We start from the raw sequence: 15,355 nt of genomic DNA on the forward strand, positions 1-15,355 counted from the left end.
TTATTGCTGACTTTTTATAGTTGTTTGCTCAACTATTTATTGTTTGAATTGTTGGTTCATCAACTCGAAGTTGATGCCCTACACAATTGGTTCGTCTTCTTTGTTCAGTTTTCAAAGGTCTATCTCGCCTCTTTTGAGACAACTATTTAATGATATCTCATCGAGAACGAAATGTCAAGAACTTTTTCAAATTCTTTTTTTCGTTGCTTCCCATTAGAAACAACTTTTATAGTATACCGTACTCAACGGGTCTTCGTCAAGACTTTTTTCAAAATATTTATTTTTTCAAGGTCTTTTTGAGGACAAGGAATATAATATCAGCTTTCAGAACTTTTGTAAAGTCTTTTTTATTAATTTTCCCTAGAAAAATATAACCGGCTTTATTTGCGCCCTTTCTCTAATAAAAATTAAACTCTGGCTAGGCCAGTCAAGGCCCAGTCAGAGTTCCTAGTTACTCGCTAGCAGCTTCTGCTCTTTGTCCTACCAATTCTTATCGATAAAATCTTGGCGTCCTGATCCTCGGCGGTAACGTTTGTAGTGGTCAGGATTCTTCCGATAGAAATCTTGGTGGTAGTCTTCAGCAGGGTAAAAGGTCTGGGCAGCTTCAATCTGAGTCACAATTGGATCATCAAAACGCCCACTTGCTTCGAGCGCGGCCTTGGAGTCCAGGGCTGCCTGCTTCTGTTCTTCATCGGCGTAAAAAATCACCGGCCGGTAAGAGTCTCCCCGGTCAACGAATTGTCCCATAGCATCTGTGGGATCGGTTTGCTGCCAGTAAATCTTTAGGAGGTCCTCATAGGAAATTTGTTCAGGGTCATAAGTGATTTCAACGGCTTCCGTGTGCCCTGTATTGCCGCGGCAGACCTCTTCATAAGTAGGATTGGCTACATGCCCACCCGTATAACCGGATACTACTGAATGGATACCGGGATATTGGTCGAAGGGCTGAACCATACACCAAAAACATCCCCCTGCAAAAATTGCTTTCTTCTCTGCCATACCGTGTCACCTTCCTTTGAATTGTATGCTTACTTCTATTGTAACAGCTTTTGACTATTCGACCTAGTTCTAGGCCTCAGCTAAAAAAGAGGCTCGAGCCCAATGCTCCAACCTCCTCTTATTTAAGACTGACTGAATTTCTAGCCCAGAGCGTTCTCTTTAGTGATCTTAGTGACACCACCCATATAAGGAACGAGTACTTCTGGGATGGTCACAGAGCCATCCGCATTTTGGTAATTTTCTAGGACAGCTGCTACCGTTCGGCCAACAGCTAAACCAGAACCATTCAAGGTATGAGCAAGTTGTGGCTTACCATTCTCATCCCGGTAACGAATCTTAGCCCGGCGTGCCTGGAAGTCCACACAGTTAGAACATGATGAAATTTCACGGTAGGTATCTTGGGCAGGGATCCAAACTTCAATGTCATAAGTCTTAGACGCTCCGAAGCCCATGTCCCCTGTACAGAGAACGATGCGGCGGTAAGGTAATTTCAGCATGTCTAAGATATTTTCAGCATTCTGGGTCATGCTTTCTAATTCATCAAAGGATTGGTCTGGTTTAGCAAATTTAACCATTTCAACCTTGTGGAATTGGTGGAGGCGAATCAAACCCCGGGTATCCCGACCTGCTGAGCCTGCTTCTGAACGGAAGCAAGGCGACATGGCCGTAAACTTAATCGGTAATTCTTCGCCTGGGATAATATCTCCTGCATAGTAGTTAGTCAAGGTCACTTCAGCCGTAGGAATCAAGGTCAGGTCACGGTCATCATGTTCGATCTGGAAGACATCTTCAGTAAATTTAGGGAATTGTCCTGTCCCATACATGGCCTTGTCATTAGCGAGATAAGGAGTAATGGTTTCAATATAACCTTCTTTGGCATGTTGGTCCAGCATGAAGTTGTAGAGGGCCCGTTCCAACTTAGCGCCCATCCCGCGGTAGTAGAGGAAGCGTGAGCCTGCCACTTTACCACCAGCTGCGAAGTCCAGAATACCTAAGTCTTCGCCAATTTCATAGTGGGCCTTAGGAGTGAAGTCGAATTCAGGTAAGTCGCCTTTGCGGTGAATCTCTTCATTGTCGTCTTCGTCTTCTCCGACCGGAACACCTTCAGCGGGTAAGTTAGGGATACGGGCCAGAAGATCATGGCGTTTCTCCTCTACTTGTTTCACTTTTTGGTCTAATTCCGCAATTTCTTTGCCAAGGTCTTGCATGGCCTTAATCTTGTCGTCGGCATCTTCCTTGTTCCGCTTCAATTGAGCGATCTCTTCTGAGGTTTGGTTGCGGACTTTCTTCTCTTCTTCAACCTGCACCAGAAGCTTACGGCGTTCTTCATCGAGAGCCATCACTTGGTCTAGCTCTTCCCGGCTCACCCCGCGCGTTTCCAGCAATTGGGCTGTTTCTTCAAAATTATTTCTTAATTGACGCATATCAATCATGGGTCTTCCTCCTCTATTAAAGTCAATGATCTAATAAAAAAAGCTATTTCGAGCCCTTCCTGATTCAGAAAGGGACGAAATAGCTGCTAAAATCTGCATTATCGCGCGGTACCACCCTGCTTCAGCATATCAACATATGCCTGCTGCACTCTCCAGTTAACGGTCTGTCCGGAAATGCTTCACCCAGACCTGGGCTCGCACTCAGTGATTGTGTGGATTCAATGATACCAAGTACCCGTTCGCAGCAAACACGGACTCTCTTAAACTTAGCCATCACTTACTAGTCACAATCTTACTTTTTTAATTTTAATCTATTAAGGCTATTATAATCTTTCTCTTAACAAATGTCAATTTGCTTTTGCGGCTTGGCTATGGAGCCAGTGCTCCACCTGGTCAACCAGCGTCTCAATGAGCTGAGACATCCGCCGGGTTACTCGGACAATGGGACTCAGGCTCTCCACTTCCTCACTCGGCACAATGGCATTGGTCAGTGTCATCGCCTGTCCCTCGGCATCTTCGAGGAAGGGCAGGTCAATGGTCACTTGGTTCACGGCTTGATCAGGATCGAGTGGGGCCTTCACCTGCAGGCTGCCTTGGGGGGTATACTGCCAATTCTCCGCATAGGCTTCAACCTTCTCTTGAGCCCAGTCTAGGCCTTTGGGGAGGAAGGCGGCTGAATTGTCTTGGTAAAGCAGGTCCACTTGGTCTTGCCGGCCTTGGTAGACAGCGACCTGGTCCCTAGACGCAAAGACTTCGCCCTTCTGGTGGATTAGGGTCCATGCCAGGTTGTCCTGCAGACCATTGAGTAACTTATTGGTTTCCCGGTAGCGGGCCTCATTATCACGCGCCCCCAGGGTCACAAGGAGGACGGGCCGGTCGTTAATCCGGCTAACAATCAAGATACAAGCCCCAGCCAAGTCTTCGGTTCCGGTCTTAAGGCCCAAGACATCCTCGCGACCATGGGCGAGGCCAGGGAGAAATTCATTGAAGTTAACCATCCGGAAGCTCGTCTCTGGATTGACTTGGAAATCTTTGACAGGGACTGCTGACCGGGTCAGGATATCGGGATAGTCCTTCAACAAGTGCTGGGTCATCCGCAAGAGGTCGATCCCCCGCATCTGGTTCTCATCCTGGCTCGTGTATTGGTCGCCATGGGTCGTCTGATACTTCCCATCCAAACCCGAAGCGGTATAGAGCTTATAATCTGTAATACCGAGAGATTCGAGCTTGTCTCCCATCTGATCGACAAATGTCGCTTCATCTCCTGCCACATATTGGGCCAAGGCAACAATGGCTGAATTCGCCGAATAAATCAGGGTCGCATCGATCAAGTCACCCGCTGTATAAAAATCCTCCGAAGTATCCAAGGGGACATTGGATAAGTTAGGCTGCCTAGAGAGTTCAGCCACCCCCTCAGACACAGGTATCTTGGTATCGAAGTCTAATTTACCAGCCTTGATGGCATCATAGACCACATATAAGCTGAGCAATTTGGTCAGGGAGGCAATGCCATGGAGCTCATCATCTTGGTAGCGGAAGAGGGCCTGACCTGTCGCTGGGTCCATAGCGGCAGCTTGGTCAACTTCTAAGTTCAATTGACTCGCTAACTGGCTAGAAAAGTCACCCAGGCCCGTTCCCTGGTCCTCTGCAAGGACCAAAGTCGGACTAATAACCGTCCATAACAAAGTCAAAACGAGCCCCACTTTAAACACTTTCAGCTTCTTTCCAAGAGTCATCCATTCAACCTCTCTTCCTGGTAATGATTCGGAATTGTAAAAATAAAACGTGTGCTATGACTATCTGATTCAGCCCAAATCTTGCCATGATGATGGAAGGCCACCCCTTCTGCAATAGCCAGGCCTAGGCCGCTACCAGATTGCTCTTGCGACCGGGAACTGTCTACCCGGTAGAAACGTTGGAAAAGACGGTCCAAGGCATCTTGGGGAATCTCGTTGCCATCATTTTCAACGACGAAGCGGGTTTCTTCCGCATCCTGGCTAATCGCCACACGGACATAGTCGCCCTCGCCACCATACTTGAAGGCATTGGTTAGTAAGTTAGAGAAGACCCGCGCCAATTGCTCTGGATCCACATCCACAATAATTTCTTGGTCTTCGGGCGCATCCAAACGAAGCTCCCGGCCAGCCTGTTCTGCCTCCATCTCAAATTCCACTAACATCTGCTGGAGCATCCGCACCACATTAATGGGCATCACATTGAGCTTAATATTGACCTGGCTAATCTTCGTATATTCAAACAGGTCATTCACCATCCGCTGCAATTGAAGAGACTTGGTATAAGCAATATGGGCGTAGTGCTTCATCTCTTGCTCATCGTTATAGTGGCCACTCTCCAAGAGACCCAGGTAACCAATCACTGAAGTCAGCGGGGTCCGAATATCATGGGACATGTTAACAATCAATTCATCTTTCGATTGTTCAATCCGGCGCTCCTCTTCCATGGCTTCCACCGTACTATCCACCAGGCGGTTAATCGAGGAAACCACCGGCTTCATCGAATCCAGGTGCTTGCTCGAGATCCGGTGGTCATAGTTTCCCTTAGAGATAAAATGCAACTCATCTAAGATATAACCCAATTGGACCGTCCGATAGCGGCGGTAAATCCGCCAAGCCACCGCGCCCAGGCCAATCACCACATAGCAGAGGGTAAAGCCTAAGAAGAAATTCTGCTGGAAATAGGGTTGGAGGATAATCGAGAAGGGATTTTGCTGCATAATCTGGACATAGTAATAATCGTAGGCAAAGATCAACACGAACATAATGCCAAAATAGCCTAGCAAAAGAATGGCTGTCCAAACCACCGCCTCAAAGCAAACTTCGAGAAAGACGCGGTATTTACTTCGTTTGGAATGATACATGAGCTTGCCTCCCTTCATCTTTAGGCACTAGGCTTGGTCAGCTGTCGGATCGACAATCCGGTAGCCTACCCCCCAAACCGTTGAAATCACCTTGTCGCCATTGGTTGCCTTACCAATCTTATCGCGTAAGTGGCTGACATGGACCATCACCGTCTTGGCAGAAACAACCGAATCCTGCTGCCAAACTCGTTCAAAAATTTCGTCTGCACTGAAGACTTCATTCGGATGACTGGCCAAGAGATAGAGAATACCGAATTCTAAAGCTGTCAGCTGGATCTCTTTGCCATCAATCGTCTTCACCTCATGAGAATTCTTATGGATGGTCAGAGGGCCAATCTCAATCGTGTCCGTATTATTCTCATCGGACAAATTCGCCCGCCGCAAGAGGGACTTCACCCGGGCCATCACTTCTAGGGCGTTGAAGGGTTTGGTCACATAGTCATCTGCCCCAGTCGTTAAACCTGAAATCTTGTCCATATCGCTCGACTTAGCCGATAACAAGAGGATTGGAATCTCAACATTCCGCCCCCGCAATTCCTTCAAGAGGGTCAAACCATCCTTACCTGGCATCATAATATCCAAGATCATCAAGTCAATATCCGGATTATCCACCATCTGCTTGAGGGCATCATCCCCATCAAAAGCTTGGACCACCTGGTAGCCCTCATTCTTAGAATAAATCGTCAGTAACTCAACAATATCCTTATCATCATCTACAATCAATAACTTCATCTCGCCACTCCCTTACACAAAATTTATTTACACACTATTTCTAAAGACATACTCCCCTATATTTTAGCAAAACATCCCTATGATTGTTTAAAGAAAACCCACAAATCTCCTTAAGAAAGCATTAAATCAAAGGGTGTGAGACTTGGCGCTTAGGCTTGGATGATTGGAGCAAGTCAGAATAAGAGCGAAGTAGTCGCTCGTTTCAGACTTGTGAAATCACCCCAAGCCTGCCAAGTCGAACCCGACTACAAAGGGTGTGAGGGCGCGCGGTTAGCTTCCTTTCACTGGAGCAAGTCACCAGAGCAGTCGATCAGACTGCGGCGGAGACTTGTGAAGTGACAAGGAAGCTGCGCGACCGAACCCAACTAGGGTGTGAGCAAGAGCGTTTAGGCTCGGATAATTGCTCTCGGAAGCTCTGAGCGCAAATCGCAAGCGTCATTTTGTATTCGTCAGCTCTGAATACAAATCACCCAAATCCCAATCGAAGTCTTGGACTGTGGCTTGCTCCCTCCGCAGCATCCTTCCAAACACAGCCCAAAGAAAAAGAGCAGGCTGCCCTGCTCTCTTTTCTATTCATCTAAGGGGTCTATTTTAAGGCATCGACAATGGCTTTGTTGAAGGCATCCAAGTCTGCTGGGGTCCGGCTTGAAACAATACCGGATGGATCAATGACAACTTCTTCATCAAAGAAGTTAGCGCCCGCATTTTTCACATCGACAGCAACTTGTTTAACGGCTGTAATGGATTTTCCCTTCAATACGTCAGCATTGACCAGCAATTGAGGGGCGTGGCAAATGGAGAAAATAGGCTTGCGCTTGAATGCAAAGTGACGAACAAAATCTAATACGCGCTCGTCGCCCCGTAATTTGTCAGGTGAATATCCCCCAGGAATGAGCAAGGCATCATAGTCTTCGCCTTTCGCTGCGTCAATCCCAACTGCGACTTCTACTTCTGTGCCTTCACTTTTACCTTTAACGGTTTGGCCAGCTTCGAGTCCCACGGTCACGACTTCGTGTCCCGCAGCCTCGAGGGCTTCCTTAGGTGATGTAAACTCTGAATCTTCGAATAGGTCTGTGATAATTGCTGCAATTTTTGCCATAAATTATGGAACCTCCTTCAATTCAATACACGTTCAACTTCTCTTTCATCCTAACATGTCAGCCTGGCAAAGGCGAGTAATCCGCTCAGCCTGACTATAAGAAAAACGCCTAGCCTGGGCTAGACGCTTGTCCTTGCTCTTATCCACGTGAATAGTTGGGGGCTTCCTTGGTGATTTGGATATCGTGTGGGTGGGATTCGATCAGACCTGCCGCTGACATGCGAACAAACTGGGCATTTTGGCGGAGGTCTTCAATATTGTGTGCCCCGCAATAGCCCATACCGGACCGGATGCCGCCGACCATTTGGAAGATGATATCGACCACTGAGCCCTTATAGCTGACCCGGCCTTCGATACCTTCTGGGACGAGCTTGTTGGCTTCGTTCACTTCACCTTGGAAGTAACGGTCAGCTGAGCCCTTCTTCATGGCACCCAGACTGCCCATGCCGCGGTAGGTCTTGAAGCGGCGGCCTTGGTAGATCTCAATCTCACCTGGGGATTCGTCTGTCCCTGCCAACATGGACCCCAGCATCACAGCGTGGCCCCCAGCAGCCAGGGCTTTAACAATATCCCCTGAGTACTTAATCCCCCCATCGGCGATGATGGTCTTGCCAAATTCATTAGCGACTTCAGCAGCATCATAGATGGCGGTTAATTGGGGAACTCCTACCCCAGCGACTACCCGGGTGGTACAGATTGAACCCGGCCCAATGCCGACTTTGACAATATCGACCCCTGTTTCAAAAAGGGCCCGGGTGCCTTCTGCAGTGGCCACATTCCCAGCAATCAAAGTGACATCTGAGAACTGGTCGCGGATTTCCTTGACCTTGCGGAGAACACCCGTGGAGTGACCGTGGGCAGTATCAATCACAATAGCGTCCACGCCTGCTTCTATGAGGGCCTTGGCCCGTTCGAAGGTATCTGAAGTGACACCAACAGCTGCCCCACAGACTAAACGCCCCTTGGCATCTTTCGCTGCATTCGGATAGTCGGTCACGTTTTGGATATCTTTGAAGGTAATTAGACCCGTCAAGCGACCTTGGTCATCAATCAAAGGGAGTTTTTCAATGCGGTATTTTTGTAGGAGGGCTTCGGCTTCTTCTAGGCTAGTATTAGAAGGCGCGGTGACCATTTCTTCCGTGGTCATATATTCATGAATCGGTTCGGATAGGTCGCGGACAAAGCGAATATCGCGGTTGGTGATGATCCCCAGTAATTCACGCGAGCTTTCATCCTTGACGATGGGAACCCCACTGATCCGGTAGCGTGCCATCAAGTCTTCAGCTTCTTGCACCTTGTTGTCTGGGAAGAGGTAGAAGGGGTTCGTGATGACACCACTCTCAGAGCGCTTCACCTTGCGAACTTCTTCAGCCTGGCGGTCAATAGTCATGTTCTTATGGATAATCCCTAGGCCGCCAGACCGTGCCATAGCAATGGCCATATCTGCTTCCGTTACCGTATCCATAGAAGCTGATAGGATGGGGACATTCAATTTCAAATGGTCAGATAGCTGGATGGCTAAATCCGCTTCATCAGGTAGGACATCACTTGCAGCAGGCACGAGTAAGACATCATCGAAGGTAATTCCTTCTTTGACAAATTTATTTTCCCAGTTCGACATGGTGTTAATCCGCTCCTTTTCCTTTTTAGATTATTCAATAGGATAGCCCGAACTTCCGAAATTGTCAACAATTATTTTAATCTTTCGCGGTTAATAGCGAACTTTTTATTTAAAAATTATTTTATTGTTCGTCTTATAGCTTATTTTGAAGGACTGAGAGGGCTTGGTCAGCTTGGAAGCCTTGACCATCGATAAAGACGGCTGGACTGGCTTCAACGCCCACTGCCTTGCCTTCTTTGTAAGCGGCTTTGAGGGCTGCTTGGTTGCCTTGATAGCGGTAGCCCAGTTCTTCTTCTGCGAATCTAAAGACCCCTTCAAAGTCGGAAGCCACCCATTCGGGACGCCGGGCGAGGATCTCTTCCACTTGGTATAAAGCTTTCTCTGGGCTTTGATAGTCCACAAAGCGCTGCATCACTTCGCCCTTGTAGCTGCCCCCATGCCGCAAGCTAAAGAGCTTGGTCACTAGGCGCACTTGGCCCGAAGCAAGCGCTTGGCGCAGAATCGGGAAAGCTTCCTTGACGTAGGCTGCTGATTCTGCTTCATAGAGGTCAATAAATTGATAGATGGTCTTTTCTGCCTGGTCTGAGCCGACTACAAAACCAATATCCTCGCTCAGAGCATCCGGGTCAAAGTCATTGGCTAAGTCTTGGTCTTCTAGCGCCTCTGCCAGCCACTTGCGGATGGTGAAGTGGTCTTCGTGTTCATCTAAGATGTGGCCTGCCAGGAAGACAGTAGGAACGAAGCGCACCCCGTTGTCTTCCCCTTCTTGGCGGATCGCCTGGGCGACTTCTTCATTATTCTGCCGCTCGAGTCCAACCACATTCTCCACCCAATCTTTAACGCCATCGTGGTCCAATTCTCCCCAAACATCCTGGTTGGCATAGAAATAATGGATCAACTGATAGGATTCTTCTGGTCGGTCATAATCAATATATTGGTGGAGGACATTGGCCTTGGACAACTCATGCTTGTCGCGGTCGTAGGATTTGATAATCCGCTGCAACTTGCCTGCTGCCACCCACTCGTCTAATAAGTAAGAATTGTTTTGGAAGAACTTCCGGGCAAAAGGACAGCGGTAATTAATAAATTCAATCGATTTAATCGGCGCATCATCGCAGCCCAATTTTATACCGAGCTCTGTGCCGATTCCCTTTGGATTAATATCTGCCGTATTCATATAGAAATAACCTCCTCAGTTAAGTTAAGTTCATTGTAACAAGAAGCAAGGCCAAGGACTATAAAAAGCCCTCACTTAAAGAAAGTAAAAAGCCTACAAACTTGAACGATTAATCCAAAGTTTGCAGACTTGACGCTAACTAACTTGTTGACGCATTGGCTACTGAGCCTTTCCTAGTCATGGCTATACTTTCTATGGTAGTGGATAAATTTTAGAAGATAGAAGCCATGCAGGAGATAAATGGGGCAGGCTAGCGTCAACCAACTTCGAAGCGATATGCCAGATACCTTAAACAGGACTAGGACAAGAATTGGAATCAGGATAGAAATAACAAAGACATCTTTTCGGTAAATCACGGGCTGAGTCATTTCTAAAATCACCTCAATTATTTTGAATCTCGCTTCATATTTTTATATTATCAAAAAAACGACCCTATCAAGTCTAGTATGCTTACGATGACCAATCGAAAGTTTCCGATTAACAAAACTAAGCTAGCAAAAGAAGGCTAGCTTAGTGAAGGATTATTTGTCTGTTTAGCTGGTCTGCTCATAGCCCTAGTCGGGTTCGACTTGGCAGACTCGGAGTGATTTCACAAGTCAGAAACGAGCGACTACTTCGCTCTTATTCTGACTTGCTCCAATCATCCGAGTCTAACCGCCAAGCCTCACACCTTGTATAGTCGGGTTCGGTCGCGCAACTTCCTTGTCACTTCACAAGTCTCCGCCGCAGTCTAGTCGACTGCTCTGGTGACTTGCTCCAGTGAAAGGAAGCTGACCGCGCTCCCTCACACCCTGTTAGAACAATGTGTTGGTCTGGATGTTATAAGTTTTCTTGTACCACCATCTGCCGACGAAAGCGATGACGGCGATGGCGAAGTAGAGGAAGGCGGGGAGGACGATGTTGATGCTGGCGGGGATAAGAATTGTGCTCAGGCTGACCACGCCGATCCAGGCAATGACAACAGCCGCCCCAACGCCGATATAGCGGAGGATGGGGTGCTTGGCGTCCCGGTCCATGTTTTGTTGGTAGTAAGTCAGAATCGCCATCGCGAGGCCACCGAGGACGAAGTTAATGATCAAGGTCACTAGGCCAAAGGATTGGCTGTTGGCCTCTTGGTTGCTGCTGATGGCACCGATACCAGCTAGGGCAGCGAACATGCCGCCGATGAAGAGGGCACTGTCCAACCAGAGTTGCTGGAAGGTCGCAGGCTCGGCTTCGACCTGGCTTGGCCCATAGAGGACTTGCTGGACATATTGGATAGGAGTGCCATAGAGATGGTTGGCCGTGATCCCCTGGCCTTGCTTGTCCAGCATTTCCTTGATCATGGTGTTTTCATGGCGGATGGCGGCTTCCTCTGCCCCCTGAGCCTTCATTTCCTTATTGAATTGGAAGATGAAGTCCTGGTTGCGCTTGGTCAGTTTAGGATAGAGCGTTTGGTTTTCTTCTTCAAGGTCAGCCAGGCTGACTGCTTGGTCTTTGACGGATTGATCTTCTGTCATGACAATTTCCTCCTAAACATTGAAGCGGAAGAGCATGATGTCGCCATCTTGGACCACATAGTCCTTGCCTTCCGACCGGTACTTGCCGTGTTCCTTGCAGGCTTGCATGCTGCCGTAAGTCATTAAGTCATCATAGTGGACGGTTTCTGCCCGGATGAAGCCACGCTCGAAGTCAGAGTGGATGATACCAGCCGCTTGAGGAGCTTTCATGCCCTTCTTGAAGGTCCAGGCGCGGACTTCTTGTTCACCAGCTGTAAAGTAAGTGGCTAGGCCAAGCAGGGTGTAAGAGCGTTGGATCAGAACATCTAGGCCTGATTGGCTCATGCCTAAGTCTTCCAGGAACATGGCCCGGTCATCCTCTTCCATAGTCGCCAGGTCTTCTTCTAACTTAGCACAGACAACCACCACTTGGGCCCCTTCTGCATCCGCAATTTCGCGAACCGCTTGGACGTGTTCGTTATCGCCAGAGGCTGCATCTTCTTCCTCGACGTTAGCGACATAGAGGACCGGCTTCATGGTGAGGAGGAAGAGTTGCTTAACAAAGCCCATTTCTTCTTCATTGAAGTCCAAGGCCCGGGCAGGTGTGCCAGCTTCTAAGGCCTCCTTGATCCGGCCCAAGACATTGGCTTCTACAACGGCTTCATGCTGCTTGGATTTAGCCATTTTAGCCGCTTTTTCGTAGCGTTTGCTGACGCTTTCGAGGTCAGCTAGGACTAATTCCAGGTTGATGGTTTCAATATCGTCTTGGGGGTTGATACCGCCGCTGACATGGGTAATGTTCTCATCATCGAAACACCGAACCACATGGCAGATAGCATCCACTTCACGGATATTGGCCAGGAATTTATTCCCTAAACCTTCCCCCTTAGAGGCCCCCTTCACAATCCCTGCAATATCGGTAAATTCAAAGGTCGTAGGGACCGTCTTCTTAGGTTCGACCACTTCAGTAATCTTCCAGAGCCGGTCGTCAGGGACTTCCACCACGCCCACATTGGGGTCAATCGTCGCGAAGGGGTAGTTTGCTGCTTCCACTTGCGACTTGGTAATTGCGTTAAATAAGGTTGACTTACCCACATTTGGCAAGCCGACAATTCCTGCTGTTAAAGCCATTGCTTATTGTTCACTCACTTTCCTATTCATTTTCTGCTTTTTCAATAACTTTTTTCATTTTCTTTTCGAATTCGCGCCGTGGCATCATCACGGACTGGCCGCACCCCTGGCATTTCATCCGGATATCCATCCCCATACGGATGATCTCCCAGGCATTGGTCTTGCAAGGGTGGGGCTTCTTCATCTCGACCACATCATGGAGGCCATAATTCTTGTCTACCATCCTATCCCCTCCTTAATCATCTAGGCGAATATTCAATAAGTCTAAGATCCGCGTCAGGTCTTCCTCGGACAAGTATTCAATCTCAATCTTGCCGTGGTCGCCCTTGCTCTGGATCTGAACATTGGTTCCAAACTTATCCATCAAGAGGTCTTCACTCTCGCGGATATAGGTCGGTTTCTGTGGGGCTTGAACCTTCTGACTGGCTTGGGCCTCCACTGGTTCATTCAATGTTTGGACCATCTTCTCCAATTGCCGGACCGTCATCCCCTCATTCACGACCTTCTTAGCCAATCGCGTCTGGTCTTTAGGATTCTTTAGGGCCAAAAGCGTCCGGGCCTGACCCATAGACAAGTCCCCTTCTTGGACCAGGTGCTTAACTTCAGGTGTCAAGTCCAAGAGGCGGAGGTAGTTGGCAATATAGGACCGGCTCTTGCCCAAACGCTTGGCTGCTTCAGCCTGGGTCAAGGACAGGCTATCAATTAAATTCTGATAGGCCTGGGCCTCTTCCAAGGGGGTCAGGTCTTCACGCTGCAGGTTCTCAATGATCGCTGTTTCGATCATTTGGGCATCGGTCATCTCGCGCACAATGGCGGGAATGGTCGCTGCCCCATTCAGCTTGGTCGCCCGGTAACGGCGTTCCCCTGCAATGATCTCATAGCCCTTGATGGCTGACTTGCGGAGGATAATGGGCTGGAGGAGCCCCTGCTCCGCAATGGAATCCGCCAACTCCTGCAGGGCCTTCTCAGAGAAATTGAGCCGCGGCTGGTAAGGGTTGGGGCGGATCTCATCAAGGGCAACCTCTACCACCTGCTCATGATCAGGGTCAAGCGGCGCCTGGGCAGGTCCCTGGCTATCGCTTCCGATATAATCTTTTTCAAAAGGATTGCTTTCATCTGAGAAGAAAGCGCCAATCCCTTTACCTAAACCACGGTTCTTAGTCGTCATTTGCCAGCACTTCCTTTGCTAATTCAAGATAGACTTCCGCCCCCCGCGATCGCTTGTCATAGTCGATGATGGCTAGGCCATAGGAAGGGGCTTCAGATAAGCGGACATTGCGCGGAATCAGGGTGTCATAGACCTTGTCGCCGAAGTACTTGCGCACCTCTTGGACCACTTCATTGCTGAGATTGGTCCGGGCGTCGTACATGGTCATTAGAACCCCCTCCAGCTTCAAGTGGGGGTTAAAGTGTTTCTGTACCAATTGGATGGTATTGAGTAACTGGCTCAGGCCCTCCAAGGCATAGTACTCACTCTGAACAGGAATGAGGACGGAATCCGCAGCGGTGAAGGCATTCAAGGTCAAATGCCCTAAAGAAGGTGGGCAGTCAATGAAGATATAGTCATACTGGTCGCGGACTGGCGCAATGGCCGCCTTCATCCGCTGCTCACGGTGAGAGAGATTGGTGAGTTCCACCTCAGCCCCTGCCAATTGCAAGGTTGCTGGCACCACGTCCACATTCTCCCGGGAAGAAGGCAGGGTCACATCGGCTAAGTCTCTGCCGTTGATGAGAACGTCATAGATATCTTCTTCCACCTCTGCCTTATTAATCCCCAAGCCACTACTGGCATTCCCTTGGGCATCGCTATCGATCAAGAGGACCTTCTTATCATGATAAGCCAGGCAGGCCGCCAGGTTCACTGTCGTGGTGGTCTTACCAACGCCACCTTTCTGATTGGCAACCGCAATTACCTTTCCCATATTCCAATTACCTCCTTAGTCGCTGATCGCTCTGTCAGCACTCAAGCAAGAAAAAAGGAAGGAAATGCGCTCCTTCCCCCTCGCATTTCTTCCGAATCCCAGATTGAGTCCGACATTCTTCGCATATATTCTATTCTGTCTCCTTCATTGTATCAAAAAAAAGGGCGCTGTGCTCGTAATTTTATATTTAGCGAGCAATCACAGGGCCTAGACTGGATATTTTATAAGGAAAACAAGCCATGTTATAATGTAAGCGTAAACATATTTTGTATTTGACTTGTTGCTTAGCTTTTGTTGACTTAAGCCCTAAATAAGGAGGAATCGACATGCCACGCTCCAACCTAAAGATTGTTTTCTGGTGCCTAGTGATAGATACTCTCTTACGTGTCATCTTAGAATACTACTGGGCTCCTGCTTTTTTAGAAGCTATCCGCTATATACCTAGACGTATCGCCTTCCTCATCGTCCTCTACTACTGGTGGGAAGGGCGGAAGAAGGAAGACTAAAAAGTTAAAAATGACCGTCCAAGTGAAATAGTTTATACCTAGTCGAGTGACTTTTAAAATAAATTTGATATAGGTACCCGCTGACAGTTAACCAGATTAATAAGATGGTATAGTTTAAATTTAAATATAAATCTATAAAAATCAATCATATACTGAGCCTATCATTTTACAGAGATAAATCTCCATGTTAAAATGTAAGCGTAAACATAACTTGCGTATTATGAAAGGAGCACACCTATAAATAAACTGAGATTCTTTTCGACTCTAGCTTTATCCGCTGCCGCTTTCTTCCCGTATTCCGCTTATGTTAACTCTACTGCACATGCCTCTACAGAAGTTACTTCTATACAGTCTACTTCTCAAATTGATTATAAAAGTA

General features: G+C 48.1%; 14 protein-coding genes. 1 reads left to right on the forward strand and 13 read right to left on the reverse strand.

Annotated elements, in window-relative coordinates:
- Positions 1-480 precede the first annotated feature (480 nt).
- The 13 genes from msrA to F6I03_RS04435 all read right to left on the reverse strand — a co-directional run bounded on the left by msrA (position 481) and on the right by F6I03_RS04435 (position 14,470).
- Positions 481-999, reverse strand: coding sequence for a peptide-methionine (S)-S-oxide reductase MsrA (msrA, locus tag F6I03_RS04375; protein ID WP_070431506.1), 519 nt, complete (start codon positions 997-999; stop codon positions 481-483).
- A 140-nt stretch (positions 1,000-1,139) separates the two neighbouring features.
- The gene (gene serS / locus F6I03_RS04380; RefSeq protein WP_070431507.1) at positions 1,140-2,432 is read right to left on the reverse strand and encodes a serine--tRNA ligase; all 1,293 of its coding nucleotides are present in this window, start codon (positions 2,430-2,432) and stop codon (positions 1,140-1,142) included.
- Positions 2,433-2,779: 347 nt separating this feature from the next.
- Positions 2,780-4,123: a serine hydrolase gene (locus F6I03_RS04385; RefSeq protein ID WP_168160485.1), complete on the reverse strand. Its 1,344-nt coding sequence runs from the start codon at positions 4,121-4,123 to the stop codon at positions 2,780-2,782.
- 41 nt (positions 4,124-4,164) lie between these two features.
- Positions 4,165-5,310 carry a sensor histidine kinase gene (locus tag F6I03_RS04390; RefSeq protein ID WP_070431509.1) on the reverse strand — a complete coding sequence of 382 codons (1,146 nt, stop codon included), beginning with the start codon at positions 5,308-5,310 and terminating at the stop codon, positions 4,165-4,167.
- A 27-nt stretch (positions 5,311-5,337) separates the two neighbouring features.
- A complete protein-coding gene (locus F6I03_RS04395) occupies positions 5,338-6,042 on the reverse strand; it encodes a response regulator transcription factor (RefSeq protein WP_067973754.1) in 705 nt (234 codons plus the stop codon).
- Positions 6,043-6,628: 586 nt separating this feature from the next.
- Positions 6,629-7,141, reverse strand: a complete 513-nt coding sequence (locus F6I03_RS04400; protein WP_070430677.1) for a type 1 glutamine amidotransferase domain-containing protein — start codon at positions 7,139-7,141, stop codon at positions 6,629-6,631.
- Positions 7,142-7,280: 139 nt separating this feature from the next.
- Positions 7,281-8,762, reverse strand: coding sequence for an IMP dehydrogenase (gene guaB, locus F6I03_RS04405; RefSeq protein ID WP_070430676.1), 1,482 nt, complete (start codon positions 8,760-8,762; stop codon positions 7,281-7,283).
- Between the two features lie 133 nt (positions 8,763-8,895).
- Positions 8,896-9,939 (reverse strand): thioredoxin domain-containing protein, encoded by a 1,044-nt coding sequence (locus tag F6I03_RS04410; protein ID WP_070430675.1) that lies wholly within the window; start codon positions 9,937-9,939, stop codon positions 8,896-8,898.
- Between the two features lie 794 nt (positions 9,940-10,733).
- Complete coding sequence (locus F6I03_RS04415) at positions 10,734-11,438, reverse strand: DUF1129 domain-containing protein (RefSeq protein WP_070430674.1); 705 nt, start codon at positions 11,436-11,438, stop codon at positions 10,734-10,736.
- A gap of 12 nt (positions 11,439-11,450) precedes the next feature.
- On the reverse strand, positions 11,451-12,548 hold the full coding sequence (gene ychF, locus F6I03_RS04420; RefSeq protein WP_070430673.1) for a redox-regulated ATPase YchF: 1,098 nt from the start codon (positions 12,546-12,548) through the stop codon (positions 11,451-11,453).
- A gap of 22 nt (positions 12,549-12,570) precedes the next feature.
- Positions 12,571-12,771, reverse strand: a complete 201-nt coding sequence (locus F6I03_RS04425) for a DUF951 domain-containing protein (protein WP_070430672.1) — start codon at positions 12,769-12,771, stop codon at positions 12,571-12,573.
- A gap of 12 nt (positions 12,772-12,783) precedes the next feature.
- Entirely contained in the window at positions 12,784-13,716 is a 933-nt protein-coding gene (locus F6I03_RS04430; RefSeq protein ID WP_070430671.1) for a ParB/RepB/Spo0J family partition protein, read from the reverse strand.
- The gene (locus F6I03_RS04435; protein WP_070430670.1) at positions 13,706-14,470 is read right to left on the reverse strand and encodes a ParA family protein; all 765 of its coding nucleotides are present in this window, start codon (positions 14,468-14,470) and stop codon (positions 13,706-13,708) included. The genes F6I03_RS04430 and F6I03_RS04435 overlap by 11 nt, the downstream gene beginning before the upstream one ends.
- Positions 14,471-14,796: 326 nt before the next feature.
- On the opposite strand from F6I03_RS04435, the gene F6I03_RS04440 reads away from it, so the two are divergent.
- Complete coding sequence (locus F6I03_RS04440; protein WP_070430669.1) at positions 14,797-14,976, forward strand: hypothetical protein; 180 nt, start codon at positions 14,797-14,799, stop codon at positions 14,974-14,976.
- Positions 14,977-15,355: the final 379 nt, after the last annotated feature.

Origin of the sequence: Aerococcus sanguinicola (assembly GCF_008726925.1) — a bacterium.
In the GTDB taxonomy this organism is placed as follows: domain Bacteria; phylum Bacillota; class Bacilli; order Lactobacillales; family Aerococcaceae; genus Aerococcus.

Bases quoted from the DNA above. Each gene is read 5' to 3' on its own strand.
- msrA (WP_070431506.1), bottom strand. From the start codon at position 999: ATGGCAGAGAAGAAAGCAATTTTTGCAGGGGGATGTTTTTGGTGTATG.
- serS (WP_070431507.1), bottom strand. From the start codon at position 2,432: ATGATTGATATGCGTCAATTAAGAAATAATTTTGAAGAAACAGCCCAA.
- F6I03_RS04390 (WP_070431509.1), bottom strand. From the start codon at position 5,310: ATGTATCATTCCAAACGAAGTAAATACCGCGTCTTTCTCGAAGTTTGC.
- F6I03_RS04395 (WP_067973754.1), bottom strand. From the start codon at position 6,042: ATGAAGTTATTGATTGTAGATGATGATAAGGATATTGTTGAGTTACTG.
- F6I03_RS04400 (WP_070430677.1), bottom strand. From the start codon at position 7,141: ATGGCAAAAATTGCAGCAATTATCACAGACCTATTCGAAGATTCAGAG.
- guaB (WP_070430676.1), bottom strand. From the start codon at position 8,762: ATGTCGAACTGGGAAAATAAATTTGTCAAAGAAGGAATTACCTTCGAT.
- F6I03_RS04410 (WP_070430675.1), bottom strand. From the start codon at position 9,939: ATGAATACGGCAGATATTAATCCAAAGGGAATCGGCACAGAGCTCGGT.
- F6I03_RS04415 (WP_070430674.1), bottom strand. From the start codon at position 11,438: ATGACAGAAGATCAATCCGTCAAAGACCAAGCAGTCAGCCTGGCTGAC.
- ychF (WP_070430673.1), bottom strand. From the start codon at position 12,548: ATGGCTTTAACAGCAGGAATTGTCGGCTTGCCAAATGTGGGTAAGTCA.
- F6I03_RS04425 (WP_070430672.1), bottom strand. From the start codon at position 12,771: ATGGTAGACAAGAATTATGGCCTCCATGATGTGGTCGAGATGAAGAAG.
- F6I03_RS04430 (WP_070430671.1), bottom strand. From the start codon at position 13,716: ATGACGACTAAGAACCGTGGTTTAGGTAAAGGGATTGGCGCTTTCTTC.
- F6I03_RS04435 (WP_070430670.1), bottom strand. From the start codon at position 14,470: ATGGGAAAGGTAATTGCGGTTGCCAATCAGAAAGGTGGCGTTGGTAAG.
- F6I03_RS04440 (WP_070430669.1), top strand. From the start codon at position 14,797: ATGCCACGCTCCAACCTAAAGATTGTTTTCTGGTGCCTAGTGATAGAT.